The following is a 24,612-nucleotide window of genomic DNA, read 5'->3' as shown; positions in this document are numbered from 1 at the left end:
CCGCCCTGCGGCGGAGGTCCGCGGGGCGGCGCGGCGGGCTCCCCGGCTCCCTCACCGCAGGCGTCGTAACCACCGACGCGTCCGACCCGTTGGAGGGGGCATGGGCATGGGCATGGGCTTCACGATCGGCAGCAGCCGCGGCACCAAGGAGTTCCGTTCCGGTACCCGGCGCCGCGGCCGGACCTCGGAGTGCACGACGGTGGCGGAGTACACCGGGCTGTGGGGCTGGGACGTGGTCCCCGGGGCGCGCGCGGCGGCGCCCTCCCGCGACTGCTCCTGCGGGGACGGCCGGTGCGCCGCACCCGGAGCGCATCCGCTGGCCTTCGCCCCCACGGTCCCGGCCGGCGCCACTCTGGACGAGGTCACCGAGGCCTGGGGCGACTGTCCCGGCGCGGCGGTCATGCTCCCGGTGGGCCGCGCCTTCGACGTCATCGAGGTCTCCGAGGAGGCCGGGCGGCGCGCGCTGGTGCGGCTGGAGCGTATGGGCCTGCCGCTCGGCCCGGTCATCGCCACCGCGGACGGCCGCGCGCAGTTCTTCGTCGCTCCCGGGGCGGCGGCGGAGCTGCCGCAGCTGCTGTACCGGATGGGCTGGGACGACGCCGACCTGGACCTGCACGCCCTGGGCCCGGGGGCCTTCGTGACGGCCCCGCCATCGGACCGGGGCGGGCTCGGCCGGGCCCGCTGGCTGCGGCCGCCCGCCCTCGACTCGGCGGGCGGCCCGCCGCAGGCACGGCTGCTGCTGGGCACCCTGGCGTACATCTGCCACCGGTTCCGCCGCTGAGAGGCCCCGTACGCGCCGGTGCCCCCGCGTTCCTCACGGAAGGCGGGGGCACCGGTGTCTGCGCGGGCGGTGCTCAGTCGCCGATCAGGGCGTCCACGAACGCCTCGGGCTCGAACGGAGCCAGGTCGTCCGCACCCTCGCCGAGACCGACGAGCTTGACCGGGACGCCCAGTTCGCGCTGGACGGCGACGACGATGCCGCCCTTGGCCGTGCCGTCGAGCTTGGTGAGCACGATGCCGGTGATGTCGACGACCTCGGCGAAGACACGCGCCTGGGTCAGGCCGTTCTGCCCCGTGGTGGCGTCCAGGACCAGCAGGATCTCGTCCAGCGGGCCGTGCTTCTCGACGACGCGCTTGACCTTGCCGAGCTCGTCCATGAGGCCGGTCTTGGTGTGCAGTCGGCCGGCGGTGTCGATGAGCACGACGTCGGCACCCTCGGCGATGCCCTCCTTGACCGCGTCGTAGGCGATCGAGGCCGGGTCGCCGCCCTCGGGGCCGCGGACGGTACGGGCGCCGACGCGCTCGCCCCAGGTCTGCAGCTGGTCGGCGGCCGCGGCGCGGAAGGTGTCGGCCGCGCCGAGCACCACGCTGCGGCCGTCCGCGACGAGCACCCGGGCCAGCTTGCCGGTGGTGGTGGTCTTGCCGGTGCCGTTGACGCCGACGACCATGATCACGCCGGGGGTGTCCTCGCCGCTCTCCGTCTTCACGGCCCGGTCGAAGTCGGTGCCGACCAGGGTCAGCAGCTCTTCCTTGAGCAGGGCGCGCAGATCGGCCGGAGTGCGGGTGCCGAGGACCTTGACCCGCTCACGGAGCCGCTCGACGAGCTCCTGGGTGGGCACGACGCCGACGTCGGCGACGAGGAGGGTCTCCTCGATCTCCTCCCAGGTGTCCTCGTCGAGGTGCTCGCGCGAGAGCAGCGTGAGCAGTCCCTTGCCGAGGGAGTTCTGCGAACGGGCGAGACGCGCGCGGAGCCGGACCAGGCGGCCGGCGGCGGGCTCGGGCACCTCGATCTCGGGCGCGGCCGGGACCGCCTCCGGCTCGGCGGCCGGCGCTTCGACGGGAGCCCCGGCTCCCGGGAGCCCGACCTCCTCGATCGTGCGGCGCGGCTCTTCCGCCGTCTCTACGGCGTCCTCCCCCACCTGCGGCTCGGCGGGCGGGGCAGTAATGGTCGGCGTGCTCTGCGGTGCCGGGGGCGGCAGCTGCTTCTTCTTGCGGCTGCTGACCACGAGCCCGCTGATCACGCCGACCGCGACCAGGGCGATGACTACAGCAAGGATGAGGATGTCCATAACCCCCCCAGTATCGGCCACGGCCACCGCGGAGCCGGGAACCCGGGCTCGCGGGCCGGGGACAAGCCCTGTCTGCGGTTTCGGCTCCGCGGCCGCGCCGACGGGTGGCCCTGCCCGCACCCCCTCGGGGAGCAGCCGCGCGAGTGCCGGCCGGGCCGCCGGAACCGTTCCCGGCGCGAGGGCGGCTGCGCCGGTCCGGCCCCGGCCCCGGAGCCGGGGGCCGCTCGCGGGACACCTGTCCAACTGACAACTCGTCAGCTAACGTCCTCTCCACCGCTCCACCCCGTCCGGCGAAGGGGGACTCCGCCATGCCCATCACCGTGGCCCGGTTCAATCTGGTCGACCCGAACGGCACCCCCGAGTCCCTCTCGGCCCGCTACAGGGCCGCGCTGGAGATGGCGCGCTACGCGGACGACCGCGGAATGGACACCGTCCAGACCGAGGAGCACCACGGCACGGACAACAACTGGCTTCCCTCCCCCTTCGCCTTCGCGGGCGCGGTCTTCGGCGCGACCCGTCGGATCACCGTCACCGTGTCGGCGGTCATCGGCCCGCTGCACGACCCGTTGAAGGTCGCCGAGGACATCGCCGTACTGGACCTGCTGAGCGGCGGGCGCCTGGTGACCGTCGCGGGGATCGGCTACCGGCCCGAGGAATACGAGCAGCACGGCGTGGAGTGGGGCCGGCGCGGCAGGCTCCAGGACGAGCTGCTGGAGACCCTGCTGAAGGCGTGGACCGGCCGGCCGTTCGAGTTCCGCGGCCGCACGGTACGGGTCACCCCGACTCCCCTCACCCGGCCGCACCCGCTGCTGCTGGTGGGTGGCAGTTCGGAGGCGGCCGCGCGCCGCGCCGCCCGGCTCGGGCTGCCCTTCTTCCCCAGCGCGCACCTGCCGGAGCTGGAGGCGTACTACACGGCGCGGCTGGCGGAGTACGGCACGGAGGGCTTCTGCATGATGCCCGCGGCCGAGACCCCGCTGCTGCACGTCGCGCAGGACCCGGACCGGGTGTGGGCCGAGCACGGTGAACACTTCCTGCACGAGGCCGGGACGTACGCGTCCTGGCAGTCGAAGGACATCCGCAGCGCCGTGCGGTCGTCCGCCCGCTCGGTGGCGGAGCTGCGCGCGGAGGGCGTCTACCGGGTGCTGACCCCGGACGAGGCGGTCGCATACGGCCGGAGCGCCGGCGCGGCGGGCAACCTGGTGCTGCACCCGCTGTGCGGGGGGATGCCGCTGGACGAGGGCTGGCGCAGCCTGCACCTGCTGTGCGAACAGGTACTGCCCCGGCTCAGGGGCTGAGCCGGGGCAGTACCGAGGAGACGGGGTGGTGGCGGGGATGGTTACCCCATCTCCTCCAGCGCCTTGCCCTTGGTCTCCGGCACCCATTTGAGGACGAACGGGATCGAGAGCAATGCGAAGACGGTGTAGATCACGTAGGCACCGGACAGGTTCCAGTCCGAGAGGGACGGGAACGAGACGGTGATGACCCAGTTGGCGATCCACTGGGCCGAGGCGGCGACGCCGAGCGCCGCGGCACGGATGCGGTTCGGGAACATCTCGCCGAGCAGCACCCAGACGACCACGCCCCAGGACAGAGCGAAGAAGAGCACGAAGGCGTGTGCGGCAACCAGGGCCACCGTGGCCTGGGCGTCGGGGAGGGTGATGTCGTCCCCGGTGCCGGTGGTGAAGGAGAACGCCCACGCGCACAGGCCGAGGGAGACGGCCATGCCCGCCGAGCCGATGAGGGCGAGCGGCTTGCGGCCGATCCGGTCCACGAAGATCATCGCGATCACCGTGCCGACGATGTTGATGATCGACGTGGTAAAGGAGTAGAGGAACGAGCTGGTCGGGTCGATGCCGACCGACTGCCACAGCGAGGAGCTGTAGTAGAAGATCACGTTGATGCCGACGAGCTGCTGGAAGAGCGAGAGGCCGATGCCGATCCAGACGATGGGCAGGAAGCCGAAGCGGCCGCCGAGCAGGTCCTTGAAGGTGGACTTGTGCTCGGAGTGCATCGCGTGCTCGATCTCGCGGACGCGCCCGTCCAAGTCGGCCCCGGAACCCTCGACCTCGGCCAGCACCTTCCTGGCGTCGGCGGTGCGGCCGACGGAGACCAGGAAGCGCGGGGACTCCGGGATGACGAAGGACAGCAGCCCGTAGAGGACGGCCGGGACGACCATGACGCCCAGCATCCACTGCCACGCCTCCAGGCCGCCGATGTCGCCGCGCTGGTCGCCGTCGGCGAGGTTGAGGATGCCCCAGTTGACGAGCTGGGAGATGGCGATGCCGATGACGATGGCGGCCTGCTGGAAGGAGGCGAGCCGGCCGCGGTAGGCGGGCGGGGAGACCTCGGCGATGTAGGCGGGACCGATGACGGAGGCCATGCCGATGCCGAAGCCGCCGATCACCCGCCACATGGCGAGGTCCCAGAGGGCGAACGGCAGGGCCGAGCCGATGGCGCTGGCGGTGAAGAGGACGGCCGCGATCTGCATGCAGCGGATTCGGCCGATCCGGTCGGCGAGTCGCCCCGCGGTGGCGGCGCCGATGGCACAGCCGATCAGCGCGGCGGCGATCACCTGGGCGAGCGCCTCCGAGCCGACGTCGAAGCGTTCCCGGATGGCGACGACGGCGCCGTTGATGACGGAGCTGTCGTACCCGAAGAGGAAGCCGCCCATGGCAGCGGCCGCGGTGATGAAGATGACGTGGCCGAGGTGGTCGGGCTGGGGCGAGGATCCGCCGCCGGACGCCGGGGACTGCGCAGTACTGCTGGTCAAGGTGTGCTCCGTGGGGGTTTCGTCCGTCCTTACAGTGGCGCACAGTTCAAGATCGGGCACCACCCGAAGTCGGGGGACAGCGGAGCGAGCCTATTCGTTCAATTTCTGAAGTCAAGGCCAGGGATGAAGCGCACAGGAAGCACAGAGCGGTCATCAAGAATTCACTTCTTGAACTAAACGCTCGTCAGCGGAGCCGCTGGCTGATGACCTTGGAGACGCCGTCGCCCTGCATCGATACGCCGTAGAGCGCGTCCGCGACCTCCATCGTCCGCTTCTGGTGGGTGATCACGATCAGCTGTGAGCTCTCCTGGAGTTCCTCCATGATCCGGATCAACCGCTGCAGGTTGGTGTCGTCGAGGGCGGCCTCGACCTCGTCCATGACGTAGAACGGGCTGGGGCGCGCCTTGAAGATCGACACCAGCATGGCCACGGCCGTCAGCGAACGCTCGCCGCCGGAGAGCAACGACAGGCGCTTGACCTTCTTGCCCGGCGGGCGGGCCTCCACGTCCACCCCCGTCGTGAGCATGTTGTCCGGGTCGGTCAGCACCAACCTGCCCTCGCCGCCCGGGAACAGGCGCGCGAAGACCCCCTCGAATTCTCGGGCGGTGTCCCGGTAGGCCTCGGTGAACACCTGCTCGACGCGCTCGTCGACCTCCTTCACCACGTGAAGGAGATCGGCCCGTGTCTTACGGAGATCCTCCAACTGCTCGCTGAGGAACGCGTGGCGCTCTTCCAGCGCCGCGAACTCCTCCAGGGCCAGTGGATTGACCTTGCCGAGCTGCTGGTACGCCCGTTCGGCCGCCTTGAACCGCTTCTCCTGCTGCGCCCGGACGAAGGGGCCCGGCCGGTTGCGGGGGTGCTCGGGGTCCTGCGGGAGCTCCTCGCCGTCCGCCGGCGGGGACGGGGGCACCGGCTGGTCCGGACCGTACTCGGCCACGAGCGCACGGGACTCCATGCCGAACTCCTCCAGTGCCTTGGCCTCCAGGGCCTCGATGCGCAGCCGCTGCTCGGCGCCGAGGACTTCCCCGCGGTGAACGGAGTCGGTGAGTTTGTCGAGCTCGCCCTTCAGGTCACGGCCGTCGTTGCGCGCGTCGGTGAGCTCGCGCTCACGCAGCCCCTTGGCCCGCTCGGCCAGGGCCCGCTCCTCATCGGCCCTGCCCAGCGAGACCTCCACATGGGCGAGGAGCTGGCGGGCCCCCTCGGCCACCGCGCGGGCCACATCCGCCTCGTGGCGCCGACGGGCCCGGCGGCGCTCGGCGCGGGCCCGGGCCTCGCGTTCGGCACGGGCCGCCCGGTCGAGGGAATCGGCCCGGCCGGCGAGTCCCTTGACCCGCTCCTCGTGGGTGCGCAGCTGGAGCCGGGCCTCCATCTCGGTCTGGCGGGCGTTGGCCCCGTCGGCCGCGAGCCGGTCCCGGCGGGAACCGTCGGGCTCCTCCTCCACCGGCATCTCCTCGGCCACGGCGAGCCGCTCCGCGCACTCCTCGACCTCGGTCAGCGCCTGCTCCAGGGCGTCCTGGGCCTTGGCCGCGGCGGCGGCGCCCCGCTCGGCCTCGCCGGCCGCGCCCTTCGCCTGCCCGGCGAGCCGCCCGAGCTGCTGAGCCACCCCGGCACGGGCCTGCTCCGCGGCCCGCCGCCGCTCGGCGAGTTCCTCGACCAGGGCGGCCGCGTCCTGCCGCCGGGACTGCGCGGCGGCCTGCGCGGCGGCAAGCTCCGTGCACCGCCCGCCCAGTACGGCCAGCTCCGCCGCAGCCTCGTCGACGGCGGCCTGCACCTCGATCAGGCTGGGCGCTCCGGCAGATCCGCCCTGCGCGAGGTGCGCACCGAGGAGGTCGCCCCCGACGGTCACGGCCACCGCGTCGGGGCGCCGGGCGACCAGCGCCTCGGCCTCGTCGAGCGTGTCGACGACGACGTGGTCGCGCAGCACCCATGCCAGCGCCCGCTGCACCTCGGCGTCCCCGGACACCAGCGCGGCGACCGGTACGGGCGCGGTCACCGCGTCCGAAGCGGGGGCCTGGTGGGGCACCCCCGCCCCGTCCGGCACGGACGCGTGCCCGCCGCCCCCGCCCGCGCGGGCCGCGGGGACGGGCCCCGGGCCGCACTCCTCGTCGACGGCCTCCGCCGCAGCCGTCGGCGTCACCCGTGCGCCCGGTCCGGGACGGCCCCCGTCGGCGCCGGCAGCGCCGAGCCCGCCGCCCCGGCCCGGCCGGAGGGCGGCACCGCCCGCACCCGGGAGGGCAGCACCGTCCGGCACTCCGGGACCCTCGGTCCCGCCCGGTAGGACCGCCGGTGGGGCGATCAGGAGCGTGGCACGCCCCGCGTCCGCGTCGCGCAGGTGGCGGATGGCCCCGGCCGCCGCCGACGGGGAGGCCACGGCCAGCGCGTCCGCCGCCGAGCCCAGCGCGGCGGCCACGGCGGCTTCGTACCCCGGGGTCACCGTCAGCCGCTGCGCGGCCGGCCCGAGCACGCCGGCCAGCCGCTCCCGGGCCGCGAGCAGCGCTCCGGTGCCGTCCTTGCGACGCAGCCCCAGGGCCAGCGCGTCCCGCCGGGCCGACACCGCCGCCCGGGACCGCTCCGCCGCCGCCAGCGCCTCGCGCGCGGCGCCGAGCGCGGCTTCGGCCTCCTTCAGCTCTGCCCGCGCCGCCTCGTGGTCCGTCTCCGCCGACGGGTCGTCGAGCCCGCCGACCTCCTCCGCCAGTGCCTCGTACTCGGCCTGCGCGGCTTCGGCCCGGCGCTGCGCCTCGTCCCGGGCCAGGGCGAGCCGGTCGATCTCCGCCTGGGCCGCCCCGGCCCGCGAACGGGCCGCGCCGAGCCGCCCGGTCAACCGGGCCAGCCCCTCGCGCCGGTCGGCGATGGCCCGCGCGGCGTCCCGCAGTCTGCGCTCCTCCTCGGCCAGCTCCCGCTCCAGCTCGGCACGGTGCCCGGTGGTGTCCTCCAGGGCCCGCGAGGCCGCCTCCAGAGCGGCCGTCAGCTCCGCCTCCTGCTCGCGGATCCGCTCGGCCTCCCGCTCCAGGTCCTCGGGGTCGCGGCCCCGGCGCTCCTCCTCCACGGGCGCCGTCGCGCTCTTGATCCGCGCGTCGGCGAGGGACGCGGTGCCCCGTACCCGTTCGGCGAGCTGCGACAGCTCGTACCAGGTCTGCTGCGCCCGCTGGAGCCGCGGCGCGAGTTCCCTGACCGCCTGCTCCAGTTCGGCCTCGCGCCGCAGTGCGTCCGCGAGGCGGGCTTCGGCGGCCTCCTTGCGCTCCTTCAGTGCCGCTTCGTCCGCGATCTCCGCTGCGAGCGCCCGCCGCAGGGCGACCAGGTCGTCGGCGAGCAGGCGCAGCCGCGCGTCGCGCAGGTCGGCCTGGATCACGGCCGCCCGTCGGGCGACCGCCGCCTGCCGCCCCAGGGGCTTGAGCTGCCTGCGCAGTTCGTCGCCGAGGTCCTGCACACGGGCGAGGTTGGCCTGCATCGCATCGAGCTTCCGCAGCGCCTTCTCCTTGCGCTTGCGGTGCTTCAGTACGCCCGCCGCCTCCTCGATGAAGGCGCGGCGGCCCATGGGGTCGGCGTGCAGGACGGAGTCCAGCTGGCCCTGGCCGACGATGACGTGCATCTCGCGGCCGATACCGGAGTCGGAGAGCAGCTCCTGGATGTCGAGCAGTCGGCAGGTGTCACCGTTGATCTGGTACTCGCTGCTGCCGCCGCGGAACATGATCCGGGTGATGGTGACTTCGGCGTAGTCGATGGGCAGCGCGCCGTCGGAGTTGTCGATCGTCAGAGAGACCTCGGCACGCCCGAGCGGCGGGCGGCCGGTGGTCCCGGCGAAGATGACGTCCTCCATCTTCCCGCCGCGCAGGGACTTGGCCCCCTGTTCGCCCATGACCCAGGACAGCGCGTCGACGACGTTGGACTTGCCCGAGCCGTTCGGACCCACGACGCAGGTGATGCCGGGTTCGAAGCGCAGGGTGGTGGCCGAGGCGAAGGACTTGAAGCCACGCAGGGTCAGGGACTTGAGGTGCACGCCGCCGGACTCTACCTTTCACGTTCGGTTTCACCCGTGAAGGTGCAGGGCACGACTGACGTCGAAGGCATCAGGCCCCCCGCCCGGCCCTGTGGTCCCTGATGCGGAGCCCAAAGGAAGAAGGGACGCCGAAGCGTCCCTTGCAGATCATGCCGGGCTGGATACGAGCGACGAGTGAGCGCGGATCAGGTGAGCGCAGGCTCCGCCTGGGGTACGTCGATGTCGATGCTGTCCAGCAGCGAGTCTCCGTCGTGCTGAGCGGCGGCCGCGTTCAGCGCGTCATTTTCGGACTGAATCCGTACGAGCTCGGACTCGAGGTCCTGGACGCGCTGCTGAAGCCGTCGCATCTCGGCGAGGAGTCGCGGGTCGGAACCGCCGACGTAACCGAGAAGCGCCTTTGCCATGATGGATGGTCCTCCACACTGAGTGACCGACCGAAGCGGTGTGGGTCGTGAGGGAATCGCACCCGCGGATGTCCGGCAGCGACGGTCAGTCACTGCGCTTACTACTGCCAGCACTGCCAAACAGCTCAGGTGCGCGGGGCTTCCAGCGTCTCACCAAAAAGTTTGACGGTCAACACGATCACGCCCCGTATCGGCGGGCAGCCCGGCCCTCGCAAGGGGCGTGGAGATCATCCTTGCCTCCGAGCCTTCCATGGATCGCCCCCGCCGGCAACGCGTCGACGGCGAATGCCCAGTTCCGACCGGGTCCGGGCGATCAGAGATGTGATGAGTTCATGATCAGTCGATCCCTCACCGCATCCCGAACCCGTCGTAGCCACCGCGCGGTGTGCCCCAGATCTCTGTCACCCCGTCCACCCGGCCGGGCGTGTCGGGGGAGCGCAGCCAGTCCAGCAGCCGGTGGCAATTCTCACGTTGACCTTCGGCCACCACCTGCACCCGCCCGTCGTCGAGGTTGAGGGCGAAGCCGACCATCCCGCCGATCTCCATGGCGTTCTCCCTGGTGAACCAGCGGAATCCCACTCCCTGCACCCGGCCGCGCACCCAGGCGGTCAGGCGGACGTCTTCATTCATGCGTGAACGCTAACCGGGCGCGAACTTTCCGGTCACATCGCCCCCAGGGCCCCATGGCGTACAGTCGCGCACCAATGAACTCACCCATTTGGGTGGGTAAGGGACGATCTTGATCCGGCCAGGAAGGGCACGACACCGATGGGACGTCACGGACTCCACGCCGCGCCGCGCCGCGGCGGCAAGCACGGCACCGCCCTGCGCACCGGCCTGCTGGGGGTCTCGGTGGCCGTCGCCCTCGGCACCGCGGCCGTCACCACCGGCATGGTGCCGGTCGGCGCCTCGTTCCCCTATGTGGGTGTCAGCGGTACGGAAGCCACCGCCGCGAAGTCCGGCGCGGCCCAGGCCGCGCCGGACCCCGACGCCCCTTCCGTGATCGACCGGCAGGGCGGCCTCGCGAGCCTGTCCGGCCGCGGCGCGGCGACCAGCGGCGCACCCACCGCCCCCGCGACCCCGGCTGCCCCATCCTCCGCACCGGCCTCGCCCTCCCCTTCAGACTCACCCTCGGTTTCGGCACCGCCGACCCGCTCCGAGCCTGCTCCGCCGAAGGCCTCCTCCGGCGCCACCCCGCCGTCCGCCTCGCCGAGCACCACAGGCCGGACCCCGGCCGCACCGACGCCCGCCCCGGAGCGGACCCAGGCGCCGGCACCCGCCGCGCCGACCCCGACCCCCACCCCGACGGCGACCCCGACCGCGACCGCGCAGGCACCCACGGCGCCGGCGCCCGCAGCCACCGCGACCCGGCCGAGCCTCGACACCCACTCCGCCGAGGAGGCGGCCGTGGTGACCCTGGTGAACGAGGAGCGCGCCCGGGCGGGCTGCGGCCCGGTCCGCGCCAACCCACCACTGGCGGCCCTGGCCGGCGCCTTTAGCCAGGACATGGCCAAGCGCGGCTTCTTCGGCCACGAGGACCCCGACGGCAACACCCCCTGGGACCGCGCCACCGCGGCAGGCCTCTCGGGCCTCGGCGGTGAGAACATAGCCCGCGGCCAGGGCGACGCGGAGTCCGTGATGAACGCCTGGATGAACAGCCCGGAGCACAGGGCGAACATCCTCAACTGCGAGTTCCGCACGCTGGGTGTCGGCGCCCACTTCGCCGCCGGCGGGCCTTGGTGGACCCAGGACTTCGGCCTCTGACCCGACCCTGCGAGGCGGGACGGCGGGGCGGCCGACTCCGGGGGGATCAGGCCTCCGGGGGGATCAGACGGACGCGGCGGCCAGGGCCGCGCGGCCCGCGACGACGACGCGGGTGTGCTCGGCCACCCGGCGGCCCAGGTGCTCCGCGGTCGCGATGTCGGCCTTGTGGACGGCGTCCGCACCCTCGTCGGAGTTGGACTGGGCGGCCGCGCCGGAGAAGAAGCCCAGGCGGTTGAGGTCGTTCTCGGAGGCCGTGCTGGCGTTCCAGCCCGGCTTCAGACCCAGGTTGACCCAGTTCATGCCGTGCTGTGCGGCCAGCACCTGGAAGAACTGCAGCGTGTGCAGCTTGTCGCCGCTCTTCGAGGCGGAGTTGGTGAAGCCCGCCGCGAGCTTGTCCTGCCAGGCGTCACCGAACCAGCGCTTCGAGGAGGCCTCGGCGAAGACGTGGAAGGCACCCGAAGCGGTGCCCATGTACGTCGGGGAACCGAAGACGATCGCGTCGGAGGCGTCGAGCAGTTCCCACTGCGCGTCGTCGATCTCGTCGACCTTGATCAGGTGGACGGTCGCCCCGGCCTCGACGGCGCCGTTGCGGACCGCCTCGGCGACGACGGCGGTGTGGCCGTAGCCGGAGTGGTAGGCGATCGTGACGACGGGGGTGTGCGTGGTACCGGACAAGGCTGATCTCTCCTTCGGAAAGGCGTGCGCCGCAGCACGGGACGTGCCGCGACGGAAGAAGAGAATCACTAACTTTCAGAAAGCGCAACCTGCCAGTTAGCGCTGGCTGCGGGTACGCTTGTCCCATGGAGACCCCTGTCTGTACCGAAGCCGAGCACGGCGACCTGCCGTTCGACGTGTTCGCCCGCTCCTGCCCGTCCCGCGAGACGCTGGAACACGTCACCGGCCGCTGGGGCAGCCTCACCGTGGGCGCCCTGCGCGAGGGACCGGTCCGCTTCAACGAGCTGCGCCGCCGGGTGGAGGGCGTGAGCGAGAAGATGCTGTCGCAGACCCTGCACGCGCTGGAGCGCGACGGAATCGTCCACCGCGAGGCCCAGCCGACCAACCCGCCGCGCGTGGACTACGAACTGACCCCCCTCGGCGTCGAGGTGGCCGACCGCCTCCTGGCCCTCATCCACCACCTGGAGGGGAGCATGCCGGCGGTGCTGTCCGCCCGCGACTCCTACGACGCGGCTCGCGGCGGGCGCTGACAGCGCGGGCAGAAGTAGCTCGACCTGTTCATCCAGGGCCTGCGCCGCATCGGGGTGCCACAGCGGCGGCAGGGTTCGTCCTCGCGTCCGTAGGCGTCGAGCGACCGATCGAAGTACCCCGACTGCCCGTTCACGTTGACGTACAGGCTGTCGAAACTCGTGCCTCCCACGGCGAGGGCCGCGTTCATGACGTCGCGGACGTGCCCGAGGAGTTCCGCGCTCCGGGGGCGCGTGAGGTTCGCCGTCGGGCGCTCGTAGTGCAGCTTCGAGCGCCACAGCGCCTCGTCCGCGTAGATGTTGCCGACCCCACTGATCAGCGACTGGTCCAGCAGCGCCCGCTTGACGGTGGTCCGCCTGGCGCGCAGCGCGAGGTGGTAGGCCGCCTCGTCGAACAGCGGGTCCAGGGGATCGCGCGCGATGTGCGCGATGACGTCGGGCAGACCCTCGGCGCTGTCGGCGACGGTCTCGTGCAGCGACAGACCGCCGAAGGTCCGCTGGTCCACGAAGCGCAGCTCCGTCCCGGCGTCGTCCCCGAAGCGCAGCCGGATCCGCAGGTGCTTCTCGTCGGGAGCGTCCTCGGGCTGGACGAGCAACTGGCCGCTCATGCCCAGATGCCCGAGCACCGACAGGTCGCGCCCCGCCAGCGGCAGCCACAGGTACTTCCCGCGCCGCTGCGGCACCCCGAGGGTCTCCCCCCTCAGGCGGGCCGCGAAGTCGGCACCGCCGCCCGGATGGCGCCTCACCGCACGCGGGTGCAGGACCTCGACGGCCTCGACGGTCCGTCCGGCGACCCAGCGCTCCAGCCCCCGCCGTACGACTTCGACTTCGGGCAGCTCAGGCACGGGGAACCTCCGGTGGATGCGGATCTGGGCGCTGCCGCGAGCGTACCGGCCGTCCGGGAACGGCAACGCCCGCCCCTGCAGCGCAGGGGCGGGCGAGGAGATGCCCGAAGGAAGGTCAGGCGTCCGGCGCCGGATCGGCGGGCGTCGGCGCCCCGCCGTCCGCGGCCTCGGCCGGAGCCGGGCCCTGTGCCGGAGCGGCGGCCGCTGCCGCCGCGGCCCGCTCGTCCGCCGCAGCGCGGATCCCGCGCCATGCGGACTCCGCGGCCTGCTGTTCCGCTTCCTTCTTGCTGCGGCCGGTGCCGGTGCCGTACGAGACACCACCGACGCGGGCGGCAGCAGTGAAGGTCTTCTCGTGGTCCGGACCGGTCTCGGTGACCAGGTACTCCGGCACGCCAAGACCTTCGGCCGCCGTGAGCTCCTGGAGGCTGGTCTTCCAGTCCAGGCCGGCCCCGAGGTTCGAGGACTTCTCGATGAGCGGGTCGAAGAGCCGGTGGACCAGCTCCGAGGCCGCGTCGAGACCCTGGTCGAGGTAGACCGCGCCGATGACCGCTTCAAGGGTGTCGGCGAGGATGGAGGCCTTGTCCCGGCCGCCCGTGCCCTCTTCGCCCCGGCCGAGCCGGATGAAGGAGCCGAGGTCGAGGCCGCGCCCGACTTCCGCCAGTGCGCGCGAGTTGACCACCGCGGCCCGAAGCTTGGCCAGCTGGCCTTCGGGGAGGTCCGGGTGGGTCGTGTACAGCGTGTCCGTGACCACCAGGCCCAGCACGGAGTCCCCGAGGAACTCCAGGCGTTCGTTGGTGGGCAGGCCGCCGTTCTCGTACGCGTACGAGCGGTGGGTCAGTGCACGCACCAGAAGGGCGGACTCGAGTCGGTACCCGAGCCGCCCTTCCAGAAGCGTGTGGGACGAGGCCGCGTTGTTACTGTCTGCCTGCTTCTCAGCTTTGGACAGCTCAGACATTGCGCCTCTCACCAGCCGCTCAGACCTCGAGGACCTGGCGCTTGTTGTAGGTGCCGCAGCTCGGGCACGCGATGTGCTGGAGCTTCGGCTCCTGGCAACGCTCACACGAAACCAGGGTGGGGACCGCAGCCTTCCACTGCGACCGGCGGTGGCGCGTGTTGCTGCGCGACATCTTCCGCTTCGGAACAGCCACGGCTACTTCTCCTGCTTCTCGGCGGCGCTCTGAACGTCGTCAGATGCAGTGCCGCTCATGTTGTCCTTCTCGCCGTCCTGATCGGTAACGACGAGTTCCTGCAAAGCCGCCCAACGGATGTCGACGGCGTCGTGGTGGTGGTCCGGGTCGTCGTTGAGGCTGAGCCCGCAATCGGGGCACAGTCCCAGACAGTCCTCCCGGCACACCGGCTGCATCGGCAGTGCGAGCACCACCGCATCACGCAGCACGGGTTCGAGGTCGAACAATCCGTCCTCGAGGAAGAGCGTGTCCTCGTCGTCCTCGGCGTCGTCGGCCGGCTCCGCTTTGGCGCGGCCCCGGTCGTCGGCGTCAGGGTACGAGAACATCTCCTGGAAGTCCGCCTTGAGCTCGCGCCCGACGGCCTCCAGACACCTTACGCACTCCCCCGTCGCCGATGCACGGACGGTGCCTGTGACAAGCACCCCTTCCATGACCGACTCAAGGCGGAGGCTGAGCTTCACCGGAGCGCCTTCCGGCACTCCGATCACGCCGGCCAGACCAAGGTCCGCCGGTGCGTCGATCTCACGGGACAGCCGCTGCATGGCACCAGGACGCCGACCCAGCTCGTGCGTGTCGAACACGAGGGGGTTGCGGTGGTCGAGGCGGGTATTCAGGGCCGTTCCTGCTTTCACAGATCGCTGAAGATCAAAGATTCCGCCGCTCAAGGGCAGCATGGATCGCGACGCATACGCGCGACCGAACAGCCAGGATACCCGGACCGGGGCCGTGCGCCCAATCCGGTGTCAGCGGCCCTGTTCGTACTGGCGCAGCTGATCCAGGTTGATCATGCTCGTGTCGAAGAAGCTGGTCTCATCGAGCGAGGGCTGCTCGGCCTGCTGATGCTGCTGGTGCTGCTGGTGCTGCTGCGGCTGGTGATAGCCGGCGTAGGGGTCGGGCTGCTGCTGGTAGGCGGCGTACGGGTCCGGCTGCTGCTGGTAGCCCGCGTACGGGTCCGGGTAGGGCGCGGCATAGGCCGCCGCGGTGGAGCCGGTGCCCGCACCGGGGTAGGCGTCCTGCTGCTGGGCGGCGGGCTGCTGGTAGCCGTACGCGTCGTAGGGGGACTCCGGCTGGGCCGGTACGGGCGGCTGCACGTGAGCGGGCTCCGGCTCCGCGAGGCCCGCCAGGAAGTCGGAGTCGCTCGCCGAGCGGGACGGCTGGCCCGCGGCCGCGTCCTGGGCCGCCATGTGCACGCCCAGGTCGTCCGTCGGGACCCGGCCGAGCAGCTTCTGGCGGCCGCGGCCCACGGCCTCCAGGGTCTTGGAGAGCACCGCTTCGAAGGTCGCCAGCTTGGTGTCCACGTACGCGTCCGCCTGCTGCCGCTGCGTCTCGGGGTCGTGGCTGCGCTCGGGGGCGTCCGCGTCCGGGTAGCCGTCCTCGTCCAGACCCGGGCCGCGGCCCAGCAGCTTCTCCCGGCCCCGGTCCACCGAGCCGATCGTCTTGGTCAGCACGACCTCGAAGTTCGCGAGCTTGCTGTCGACGTAGTCGTCGGCTTCAGCCCGGATCTCCTCGGCCTCCCGGCGGGCCTCCTCCACGATGCGGTCGGCCTCGGCCTGCGAGCGCCGCGCGATCTCGGTGTCGGCGATCAGCGATCCGCGCTGGTCGTGGGCCGCGTCGATGATCCGCTCCGCCTCCCGGCGGGCCTCCTCCACCATCTGCTCCCGGCCGCCGAGCAGCTCCTGGGCCTGCGCGAGCGAGCCGGGGAGCGCCTGGCGCACCTCTTCGAGCTGGGCGAGCAGCTCGGCGCGGTTGATCACGCAGGAGGCGGACATCGGCATGGACCGGGCGCCGCCGACGGCTGCGACGATCTCGTCGAGCTTCTTCTGCACGTCCATGGGGGCTCGCACTCTCTCGGCCTCAGGCGGTTCCCGAGACGGACGGGTCGACTGTAAGGCCAGCGGGCGGGCCCCCGACACCGGCTGACGCTTCGTCAGCAGATCAGCGCTCGCGCAGCCGCTCCAGGAGCGCCGCGTGCACGTGTGCCGGCAGCAGGTGGGCGACGTCTCCACCCCAGGCCGCCACTTCCTTAACCAGCGAGGAGGACAGGAAGCTGTAGGAGGGAATGGTCGGGACGAACAGTGTCTCGACGCCCGACAGCCCCAGGTTCATCTGGGCCATCTGGAGCTCGTAGTCGAAGTCGCTGACCGCGCGCAGGCCCTTGACGATGGCCGGGATGTCCCGCTGCTTGCAGAAGTCGACGAGCAGTCCCCGGAAGGCCTCCACCTGGACGTTTCCGTAGTCCACCGTCGCCTCGCGGATCAGCTCGATCCGCTCCTCGACCGTGAACAGGCCCTTCTTCGACTCGTTGATCCCCACGGCGACGTGCACGACGTCGTACAGCCTGGAGGCGCGTCCGATGATGTCGAGGTGTCCGTTGTGGATGGGGTCGAAGGACCCCGGACAGACGGCGCGGCGCAACTGAACTCCCTCGTTCATGAGTCTTCGCGGGTGAAGGCGGCGCGGCCGTACCACAGGGTGCCCTCGCCGTACGTCCGCGACCGGAGCGGCTCGAAGCCCTCGGGCCACGGAAAGGCGCCGCTCCTCGTGCTGCGCTCCACGGTGACGAGCGCGCCGTCCGTGATCCAGCCATTGGACCGGAGTGTGAGCAGGATCTCCCGCAGGTCCGCGCTGTCCACCGCGTACGGCGGGTCCAGGAAGACGACGTCGTACGGGTCCCCGCCCGCGCGAGCGGCCACGATCTGCTCGGCCCTGCCGGCCCGGAACTCGGCCCCGGGCAGGCCCAGCGTCCTGATGTTGTCGCGGATCGCCTTGGCGGCCTTCGGGTCCGACTCGACCAGGAAGGCGTGGTCCGCGCCTCGGGAGAGGGCTTCCAGGCCGACGGCGCCGGAGCCGCCGTACAGGTCGAGCACCCGTGCCCCTTCGACTCCGTGCAGCGACTCCCAGGTGGAGAAGAGGCCTTCGCGCATCCGGTCCGAGGTCGGCCGGGTGCCGGTGCCGGGGGGCACGGCCAGCCGTCGCCCGCCGGCGCTGCCGGCGATCACGCGGGTCATCTGGGGTCCTTCGGTACGGCGGCAGGGGCAGCCGGGCGGTCCGCCGCGGCACTCCAACGATAGGTCGTACCGCTCAGCCCTTCTCCAGGTACCGCTCGCGCTCGGTGTCGAGGAGGGCGTCCAGCGCGGTCCGCAGGCCCGGCAGCCGCTCCAGAGCGGGGTCCGCGGCCACCACCCGGGTGGCTTCGTCCCGGGCCTGGGCGATGACCTCCTCGTCGTCGATGACGGCGAGCATGCGCAGCGAGGAGCGAACCCCCGACTGGGCCTGGCCCAGGACGTCGCCCTCGCGGCGCTGTTCGAGGTCGATCCGGGAGAGCTCGAAGCCGTCGAGGGTGGCGGCGACAGCGGCCAGCCTGGCCCGGGCGGGGCTCGCCTCGTGCATCTCGCTGACCAGCAGGCACAGGCCGGGGGCGGAGCCGCGTCCGACGCGACCGCGCAGCTGGTGGAGCTGGGAGACGCCGAACCGGTCCGCGTCCATGATCACCATGACGGTGGCGTTGGGGACGTTCACGCCGACCTCGATGACGGTGGTGGCGACCAGCACCTTCACCTCGCCGGCCGTGAACCGGCGCATGACGTCGTCCTTGTCGGCGGGGTCCATCCGGCCGTGCAGCACCTCGACGCTCAGGCCGGCCAGCGGGCCCTGGCCGAGCTGCTCGGCGATCTCCAGGACGGCGAGCGGCGGCCTCCGGTCGGCGTCGTCTGCGGCCTGCTTCTTCCTTGGGTCGTCCTCCCCGTCCCCGATGCGCGGGCAGACCACGTACGCCTGGTGGCCCTTCTCCACCTCCTCGCGGACCCGCTCCCAGGCCCGGGCGAGGAAGTGCGGCTTGTCCTTGGCCGGCACCACATGGGTGGCGATCGGCGAGCGCCCGGCGGGCAACTGGTCGAGGACGGAGGTCTCCAGGTCGCCGAAGACGGTCATGGCGACGGTGCGCGGGATCGGGGTGGCGGTCATCACCAGCAGGTGCGGTGGCTGCTTGCCCTTGGAGCGCAGCGCGTCGCGCTGCTCCACGCCGAAGCGGTGCTGCTCGTCCACGACGACCAGGCCGAGGTCGTCGAACCGCACTTTGTCCTCGATCAGCGCGTGCGTGCCGATGACGATCCCGGCCTCCTTGGTGACCAGGTCGAGCAGGGCCTGCCGGCGTGCCGGCATCCCCATCGACCCGGTGAGCAGCACGACCTTGGTGCCCTGTTCGCAGCCGCCGAGCATGCCGCCTTCGGCCAGTCCGCCCATCATCTCGACGATGGAGCGGTGGTGCTGCTGGGCGAGCACCTCGGTGGGCGCGAGCATCGCCGCCTGCCCGCCGGAGTCCACGACGGCCAGCATCGCCCGCAGGGCCACCATCGTGTTGTGCGTCACGGTGAAGTGGTCCGTCACGTACGCGTGGCTCGGATGCTCGACCCGGATGCACTGCACCGGCTTGGGGCCCACGTGCTCCACGGCCCGGATGGCGCGCCGCCGAATGCCGGACTCCGGCCGCGGCCGCATGCGGGCCACCTCGCGTCGCAGCCGGAACGGCTCGAACTCGTCGGGCAGCGCCACGGAGACGCCGGACACCGCCTCACCGGGCAGCACCCGGGCATCTCCGCCGAGGGAGCGCACGAGCCAGGCCACGTCCTGTGCCAACCGGAGGGAGGCGGAGCGGAACGAGATGCCCGCTCCGTCCGCTTGTACCGTCCCGTCCGCGTCCATGAGGCCTTGCACGACCGCAAGGCGGTCCTTGACCGGTGCGTTCTTGTAGACGTCCGGAACGAAGATGTCGTGCGGGGCCACGCCCCGCAGCCCCAGGTCCCGTACCGCCCGGCCGACCGGACCGGGCCCGGCGGCCGCCTCGTGGTGCGGGGCGAGCGCGGCCTCGGCCGCCGCCAGGATCTCCCGGTCCGCGGTGGACAGGTCCAGGTCGTGCCGGAAGGAGCCGGCTCCGAGGAGCACGCCCGTCAGGTAGGGATCGAGGGGCCGGCGGTCACCGTTCCCGAGATCCACGGGAACGGCCACCGGCAGGTACCACCTGGCAGAACCGTCGGCCTCGTGGAGGTCCGCCCTGATCTCCCTCGTGGTCAGCACCGCGGGTTCCTGGCCGCGGCGCCATCCGCGGCTCGTGCCGACGATCCACAGGTGTTCGTCGTCGCACTCGACAGTGCTCCCGTCCGAGAGCACCACCCGCCACACCTCGCGCTCCCCCTGCGGGAAGACTGCCCCCACGCGGGCGGTCTCACCGGATGGCACCACCACCTCGTCCCCCACCCCGATGTCTCCCATCGGCCGGAAACCCGTGGGGGTGAGCACCAGTGAATCGAGGGGCTGGGCCTTGCCCGAGCCGACCTCGCCCTGGAGGAGACGGTGCATGGGGTGGCTGGTGGCGAGGTCGTCGAAGATCTCCTTCGAGACCTTCTGCTGGCCCTCGGTGAGGGTGAAGGGCAGGGTGGCGTCGAAGGCGTCGAGCAGGCCGCCGGGGGCGGGGCGGCGCGGTACGGCCGGGAGCTGGGCGTCGGCGTGGCGGCGGCGGGCCAGGGCGACCTGGAGGACGAAGGCCTCGTCCCACTTCAGTCGCTGCCGGGCGTCCTCGATGTCGGCCTTGGCGGCCGGCCGGTGAATCTTCAGCAGGGCTTCGGGGAGCGGGAGCAGCCCGCGGCCCTCGCGCAGGGCGGGCGGCAGCGGGTCGACGACCTCCCTGGCGCTGGGCAGCACGGCGTCCACGCATTTGGCGATCTTCCAGGATTCCAGCTTCGCGCAGGCCGGGTAGATCGGGATCAGCTGGTTGGCGAAGGCGGTGGCGGCGTCCCGGTCGGAGGCGTCCGCGCCGAGCGGTTCGTACGCCGGGTGCGCGAGTTGGAGCTTGCGGTTGAACAGGGAGACCTTGCCGGCGAACATCGCGCGGCTGCCCGGGAGCAGTTCCTTGTGCGGCTTGTGGACGCCGGCGCCGAAGAAGACCAGCTGGAGCCGGCCGCTGCCGTCGGTGATGGTCACCTCCAGCCGCTTGCCCCGGCCCCCGTTGAAGGTCAGGACGCGGGCGTCGGCGACCTGCGCGACAACGGTCACGTGCTCGTCGATCTGGCCGGCGAGCTCGGCCAGCGGGGTCAGCTCGCCGCGCTCGGCGTACCGCCTCGGGTAGTGGTGGAGCAGGTCCAGGGCCGTGTGCAGGCCGAGCTGCTCGGCCAGCACCTTGGCGGTGGCGGGACCGAGTGTCTTCTTGAGGTCTTCGTCGAGCGCGGGCACGTGTTCCATTGCACACCATGGCGCTGACAAGCCCGCTATTCCACCCCGATGAGGAGCGGCGCCGAGTACCGACCGCCCCGGTAGGTGACGGTGTCCACCGCCAGGTGCCCGGACTGCACGTGGGCCTGGAGGTGTTCGGCGACGGCGTCCGGCACCTCCGGACCGAGGACCAGGGTGACGAGTTCGCCGCCGGAGCCGAGCATCCGGTCCAGCACCGCCACGGCGGTCTCGGCCAGGCCCGCTCCGATCACGGCGACGTCGCCGTCGATCAGACCGAGCACGTCTCCGGCCTGGCAGATACCGGCCGAGGTGAAGGACTGGCGTTCGGCGACGGCCAGTTCCCCGTAGCGGGTGGCGCCGGCGGCCGCGGTCATGGCGACCACGTCCTCGTCGAAGCTGCCCTGCGGGTCGTGCACGGCGAGCGCGGCCAGGCCCTGGACGGCGGAGCGGGTGGGGATCACCGCGACGCGCACGCCCTCGGCACGGGCCTGTTCGGCGGCGGTGGCCGCGGCCGCGCGCAGTTCCGCGCGGCCCGGCAGGAGCACCACCTCGCGGGCGTGGGCGCGGCGTACGGCGTCGAGGAGCTCGGCAGCGGCCGGGACCTCGCCGGGGCGCACGAGCACGGTGGTCGCGCCGGCCCCGGCGCACAGGTCCACCAGTCCCTCGCCGGGGACCAGGGCAACCACGGCGCGCTGGGCGCGCTCGCCGCGGCCGCGGCGGCGCTCGTCGCCGAAGTGCGTGATCCGGATCCGGTAGGGCCGTCCGGCGACGACCCCGGCCTCCACGGCCGCACCGGGGTCGTCGACGTGGACGTGGACGTTCCACAGCCCGTCGCCGCCGACGACGACCAGAGAGTCGCCGAGGCCGTCGAGCTGTGCGCGCAGTTCCGCGACCGCCGCGTCCGAGGCCTCCAGCAGGTAGATCACCTCGTACGCGGGCCCGTCCTCGTGCTGTTCGCAGGGGTCGGTCGGCCGCGGGCCGGACACCGCGGGCCGGCCGGCCGCCGGTTCGGCGGCCGGCTCCTGGCCGGACAGGGCCTGCCAGAGGGCGCCGAGCACGGCGACCAGTCCGCAGCCTCCGGCGTCGACCACCCCGGCCCGGCCCAGCGCGGCGAGCTGCCCGGGGGTCTCGGCGAGTGCGGCGCGGGCGCCGTCATAGGCGGCGCGGGCCACGTCGGCCGCGGTACCGGCGGCCTCCGAGGCCGCTTCGCCGGCCCGGGCGGCGGCGCCCGCGACGGTGAGCATGGTGCCCTCCACCGGATGGGCGACGGCCGCGTACGCCTCTTCCGCGGCCCGGCTGAGTGCGCGGGCGAGCAGCCCGCCGGGGCCGGTCCGCCCGTCTCCGGACTCGGCCTCGGGCTCGGCGCCGAGTACGTCGGCCACTCCGCGCAGCAGCTGCGCGAGGATCGTCCCGGAGTTCCCCCGGGCGCCGACGAGCGCGCCGTGCGCCCAGGCCCGTACGGCCTCGGACAGGGTGGTCGGCGCCACGGTCCGGCCGGCCGCGTCCCCGAAGGTGTCCGCCAGCGCGCGGTCGGCGGACTCGGCGGTGAGGTAGAGGTTGGTGCCGGTGTCCGCGTCGGCGACCGGGTAGACGTTGATCGCGTCGATGTCCTCGCGGGCCCGCCCCAGCGCGGCCAGGGCGAGCGAGCTCCAGGTGCGCACTGCCTCGGCGTCGAGCTCGTCTGCGGGCTGCGGCTGCGGCTCGTGCGGCACCGGGCGTTCCTCCTTGTGCGGGCCAGGGTTCACCGCAGGGTAACGAAGGACCGCGCTCCCGGGGCCGGGACCGCGGGGCGGGGTTGCCGGCCGCCATGGTAGTTTTCTTGGACGGGCGCAGTCGTTGTATGCTGCTCCGGTTGCCCGATGAGAGTCGGGTCTTTCCCCGGCAAACCACTTCAGACCTCTGATCCGGTGCGCCGGATTCACTGTAATTGCATCTGAAGTCTTTGGAGTGACCTGTGGCTGCCAACTGCGACGTTTGCGCCAAGGGGCCGAGCTTCGGCAACAACATCTCCCACTCGCACCGCCGCACCTCGCGTCGCTGGAACCCGAACATCCAGCGCGTTCGTGCCGTGGTCAATGGGACGCCGAAGCGCCTCAACGCCTGCACCTCGTGCATCAAGGCCGGCAAGGTCTCGCGCTGACGCCCGTCGTAGCGCAGCCCCTTCCGGTTGCCAAGAAGGCCGGTTCACCTCTGGTGAGCCGGCCTTTTGCCTTGTCCGGGGGGTTCCGGAGGCCGCAATCCCGGGGGCCGGGGCAGGATCACCGCAATCGCCAGGCGTGATCCACCGGGCCGATGCCCCCGCCGAGTGCGAAGCCGCCGGCGATGCCGCCCGTCACGTACTCCTTGGCGGCCGTGACGGCTTCCGGGACCGACAGGCCCTTGGCCAGGCCGGCCGCGATGGCGCTGGCGAGGGTGCAGCCCGTCCCGTGGGTGTGCCGGTTGGAGTGCCGAGGAGCGCGCAGCCACCGTTCCGTGGCGCCGTCGGTGAGCAGGTCCACGGCCTCGTCGCCGTGCGCCGCGAGGTGCCCGCCCTTGATCAGCGCCCAGCGGGGTCCGTGGCCGAGGATCGCGTCGGCGGCACGGCGCATGTCGTCCTCGCTCTTCACCACGATGCCGGTGAGCTGGGCGACCTCGTCCAGGTTGGGCGTGGCCACGGTGGCCCGCGGCAGCAGCTCCGTGCGTACGGCGTCCAGCGCTGAGGCGGCGAGCAGGGCGTCCCCGTGCTTGGAGACGCCGACGGGGTCGACGACGGCCGGGGCCGCGGTGTCGGCCAACAACGCGGCCACCGTCTCGACGAGCAGGCTGGAGGAGAGCATGCCGGTCTTCACGGCGTCCACGCCGATGTCGTCCACGACGGCCCGGTACTGGGCCGTGACGGCCTCGGCGGGCAGCTCCCAGGCTCCCCGTACCCCGAGTGAGTTCTGCGCGGTCACGGCGGTCACCACGCTCATGCCGTGCACGCCGAGCGCCAGCATGGTCTTGAGGTCGGCCTGGATGCCCGCGCCGCCGCCGGAGTCCGATCCGGCGACGGTCAGGCACAGCGGCGGTGCCGTGTTCACGTCGTGCCGTCCTGGGCGACCGGGTCGGCTCCGAAGTGGTCCCAGCCGCCGGTGCTGGTCCAGGGCGCGCCGTCGACGGTCACCTGGGGCAGGGCCGAGCGGTTGAGGACCTCGCCGATGACCTTCCAGCGCGCGGGGAGCTTCACGTCGGGCGGGAAGGTCGCCACGATCGCGTGGTCCTCTCCCCCGGTGAGCACCCACTGCAGCGGGTCCACGCCGACGGCCTGGCCGATGTCGTGCATCTGCGTCGGGATGTCGACGGCGGCCGAGCGCAGGTCGATGCGTACCTTGCTGGCCTCGGCGATGTGCCCGAGGTCGGCGATCAGGCCGTCGCTGACGTCGGTCATGGCACTGGCGCCGAGCCCGGCGGCTGCGGGACCGGCGTGGTACGGCGGTTCGGGACGCCGGTGGGCCTCCACGAACGCCCGCGGGGAGCGGAAGCCGCGCGAGAGCACGGCGAAGCCGGCCGCGGACCAGCCGAGCCAGCCGGTGACGGCGACGACGTCGCCGGGCTGGGCGCCGGAGCGCAGGACCGGCTCGTGGTTGCGCAGGTCGCCGAGAGCGGTGATGGAGACGGTGATGGTGTCCCCGCGGACCACGTCCCCGCCGACCACGGCGGCGCCGGCGACCTGGCACTCGTCGCGGATGCCGTCCATGAGCTCGGTGGGCCAGGTGACCGGGAGTTCGGCGGGCACGACGAGGCCGAGCAGCAGCGCGGTCGGCACCGCGCCCATGGCCGCGATGTCCGCCAGGTTCTGCGCGGCGGCCTTGCGGCCGACGTCGTAGGCCGTGGACCAGTCGCGCCGGAAGTGCCGGCCCTCCAGCAGGATGTCGGTGCTCGCCACGACGCGCCGGTCGGGGGCCGACACCACGGCGGCGTCGTCGCCCGGTCCGAGCCGGACCGCCGGGGTGGTGGTGAGCCGTGAGGTGAGCTCCCTGATCAGCCCGAACTCCCCCAGCTCGCCGACAGTGCCCTTCATCGCTGTGCCCCTTCTTGCCCAGTCCGCTTGCGGTCGCGAGCCGTCACAGCTCTGGGTACCGTCAACAGATACGTCAACTTGTGCTCTCCGTACGCCCCGCTGTGCGTGGC

General features: G+C 72.5%; 22 protein-coding genes. 5 read left to right on the top strand and 17 right to left on the bottom strand.

The window, feature by feature from the left end; translation table 11 throughout:
* Positions 1 to 112 precede the first annotated feature (112 nt).
* Positions 113 to 781, top strand: a complete 669-nt coding sequence (locus R4Z63_RS23670) for a bifunctional DNA primase/polymerase (protein WP_384450522.1) — start codon at positions 113 to 115, stop codon at positions 779 to 781.
* Between the two features lie 73 nt (positions 782 to 854).
* Here R4Z63_RS23670 and ftsY read toward each other — a convergent pair whose 3' ends face one another.
* A complete protein-coding gene (gene ftsY, locus R4Z63_RS23665) occupies positions 855 to 2,069 on the bottom strand; it encodes a signal recognition particle-docking protein FtsY (RefSeq protein WP_037928316.1) in 1,215 nt (404 codons plus the stop codon).
* A 308-nt stretch (positions 2,070 to 2,377) separates the two neighbouring features.
* Between ftsY and R4Z63_RS23660 the strand changes: the two genes are divergently transcribed.
* Positions 2,378 to 3,364, top strand: coding sequence for an LLM class flavin-dependent oxidoreductase (locus R4Z63_RS23660; protein WP_037928313.1), 987 nt, complete (start codon positions 2,378 to 2,380; stop codon positions 3,362 to 3,364).
* 41 nt (positions 3,365 to 3,405) lie between these two features.
* On the opposite strand, the gene R4Z63_RS23655 is transcribed toward R4Z63_RS23660, so the two are convergent.
* The 4 genes from R4Z63_RS23655 to R4Z63_RS23640 all read right to left on the bottom strand — a co-directional run bounded on the left by R4Z63_RS23655 (position 3,406) and on the right by R4Z63_RS23640 (position 9,870).
* Positions 3,406 to 4,839 carry a sugar porter family MFS transporter gene (locus R4Z63_RS23655; protein WP_037928308.1) on the bottom strand — a complete coding sequence of 478 codons (1,434 nt, stop codon included), beginning with the start codon at positions 4,837 to 4,839 and terminating at the stop codon, positions 3,406 to 3,408.
* 184 nt (positions 4,840 to 5,023) lie between these two features.
* Entirely contained in the window at positions 5,024 to 8,836 is a 3,813-nt protein-coding gene (locus R4Z63_RS23650; RefSeq protein ID WP_384450508.1) for an AAA family ATPase, read from the bottom strand.
* Between the two features lie 185 nt (positions 8,837 to 9,021).
* Positions 9,022 to 9,240 carry a hypothetical protein gene (locus tag R4Z63_RS23645; RefSeq protein ID WP_030032603.1) on the bottom strand — a complete coding sequence of 73 codons (219 nt, stop codon included), beginning with the start codon at positions 9,238 to 9,240 and terminating at the stop codon, positions 9,022 to 9,024.
* A gap of 348 nt (positions 9,241 to 9,588) precedes the next feature.
* Complete coding sequence (locus R4Z63_RS23640; RefSeq protein WP_037928303.1) at positions 9,589 to 9,870, bottom strand: acylphosphatase; 282 nt, start codon at positions 9,868 to 9,870, stop codon at positions 9,589 to 9,591.
* Between the two features lie 138 nt (positions 9,871 to 10,008).
* Between R4Z63_RS23640 and R4Z63_RS23635 the strand changes: the two genes are divergently transcribed.
* Positions 10,009 to 11,004, top strand: coding sequence for a CAP domain-containing protein (locus tag R4Z63_RS23635; protein WP_384450504.1), 996 nt, complete (start codon positions 10,009 to 10,011; stop codon positions 11,002 to 11,004).
* Positions 11,005 to 11,067: 63 nt separating this feature from the next.
* Here R4Z63_RS23635 and R4Z63_RS23630 read toward each other — a convergent pair whose 3' ends face one another.
* Positions 11,068 to 11,679: a flavodoxin family protein gene (locus R4Z63_RS23630; protein WP_384450501.1), complete on the bottom strand. Its 612-nt coding sequence runs from the start codon at positions 11,677 to 11,679 to the stop codon at positions 11,068 to 11,070.
* 125 nt (positions 11,680 to 11,804) lie between these two features.
* Between R4Z63_RS23630 and R4Z63_RS23625 the strand changes: the two genes are divergently transcribed.
* Positions 11,805 to 12,209 (top strand): winged helix-turn-helix transcriptional regulator, encoded by a 405-nt coding sequence (locus tag R4Z63_RS23625; protein WP_384450498.1) that lies wholly within the window; start codon positions 11,805 to 11,807, stop codon positions 12,207 to 12,209.
* Here the strand turns inward: R4Z63_RS23625 and mutM are convergent.
* The 9 genes from mutM to R4Z63_RS23580 all read right to left on the bottom strand — a co-directional run bounded on the left by mutM (position 12,182) and on the right by R4Z63_RS23580 (position 22,175).
* Complete coding sequence (mutM, locus tag R4Z63_RS23620) at positions 12,182 to 13,051, bottom strand: bifunctional DNA-formamidopyrimidine glycosylase/DNA-(apurinic or apyrimidinic site) lyase (RefSeq protein WP_037928719.1); 870 nt, start codon at positions 13,049 to 13,051, stop codon at positions 12,182 to 12,184. The genes R4Z63_RS23625 and mutM overlap by 28 nt on opposite strands.
* A 115-nt stretch (positions 13,052 to 13,166) precedes the next feature.
* Positions 13,167 to 14,006, bottom strand: a complete 840-nt coding sequence (gene rnc, locus R4Z63_RS23615) for a ribonuclease III (RefSeq protein ID WP_384450494.1) — start codon at positions 14,004 to 14,006, stop codon at positions 13,167 to 13,169.
* 19 nt (positions 14,007 to 14,025) lie between these two features.
* Positions 14,026 to 14,199 (bottom strand): 50S ribosomal protein L32, encoded by a 174-nt coding sequence (gene rpmF, locus R4Z63_RS23610; RefSeq protein ID WP_003965982.1) that lies wholly within the window; start codon positions 14,197 to 14,199, stop codon positions 14,026 to 14,028.
* Positions 14,200 to 14,201: 2 nt separating this feature from the next.
* Entirely contained in the window at positions 14,202 to 14,912 is a 711-nt protein-coding gene (locus R4Z63_RS23605; RefSeq protein ID WP_052031266.1) for a YceD family protein, read from the bottom strand.
* 69 nt (positions 14,913 to 14,981) lie between these two features.
* Positions 14,982 to 16,070, bottom strand: a complete 1,089-nt coding sequence (locus R4Z63_RS23600) for an ATP synthase subunit B family protein (protein WP_384450490.1) — start codon at positions 16,068 to 16,070, stop codon at positions 14,982 to 14,984.
* Positions 16,071 to 16,173: 103 nt separating this feature from the next.
* The gene (gene coaD, locus R4Z63_RS23595; protein WP_201773417.1) at positions 16,174 to 16,653 is read right to left on the bottom strand and encodes a pantetheine-phosphate adenylyltransferase; all 480 of its coding nucleotides are present in this window, start codon (positions 16,651 to 16,653) and stop codon (positions 16,174 to 16,176) included.
* Positions 16,654 to 16,667: 14 nt separating this feature from the next.
* Entirely contained in the window at positions 16,668 to 17,246 is a 579-nt protein-coding gene (rsmD, locus tag R4Z63_RS23590; protein ID WP_037928281.1) for a 16S rRNA (guanine(966)-N(2))-methyltransferase RsmD, read from the bottom strand.
* Positions 17,247 to 17,319: 73 nt separating this feature from the next.
* On the bottom strand, positions 17,320 to 20,472 hold the full coding sequence (locus tag R4Z63_RS23585; protein ID WP_384450486.1) for a helicase-related protein: 3,153 nt from the start codon (positions 20,470 to 20,472) through the stop codon (positions 17,320 to 17,322).
* Positions 20,473 to 20,498: 26 nt separating this feature from the next.
* A complete protein-coding gene (locus tag R4Z63_RS23580) occupies positions 20,499 to 22,175 on the bottom strand; it encodes a DAK2 domain-containing protein (RefSeq protein ID WP_384450483.1) in 1,677 nt (558 codons plus the stop codon).
* A 242-nt stretch (positions 22,176 to 22,417) separates the two neighbouring features.
* Between R4Z63_RS23580 and rpmB the strand changes: the two genes are divergently transcribed.
* Entirely contained in the window at positions 22,418 to 22,603 is a 186-nt protein-coding gene (rpmB, locus tag R4Z63_RS23575) for a 50S ribosomal protein L28 (protein ID WP_007266795.1), read from the top strand.
* A 118-nt stretch (positions 22,604 to 22,721) separates the two neighbouring features.
* Here rpmB and thiD read toward each other — a convergent pair whose 3' ends face one another.
* Together thiD and R4Z63_RS23565 are read right to left on the bottom strand one after the other, a co-directional pair.
* Entirely contained in the window at positions 22,722 to 23,522 is an 801-nt protein-coding gene (thiD, locus tag R4Z63_RS23570) for a bifunctional hydroxymethylpyrimidine kinase/phosphomethylpyrimidine kinase (protein WP_384450478.1), read from the bottom strand.
* Positions 23,519 to 24,502, bottom strand: coding sequence for a thiamine-phosphate kinase (locus R4Z63_RS23565; RefSeq protein ID WP_037928267.1), 984 nt, complete (start codon positions 24,500 to 24,502; stop codon positions 23,519 to 23,521). The genes thiD and R4Z63_RS23565 overlap by 4 nt, the downstream gene beginning before the upstream one ends.
* Positions 24,503 to 24,612 lie beyond the last annotated feature (110 nt).

It is taken from the genome of Streptomyces sp. PL-29 (assembly GCF_058344425.1).
This window is presented reverse-complemented; position numbering and strand designations above follow the sequence as displayed.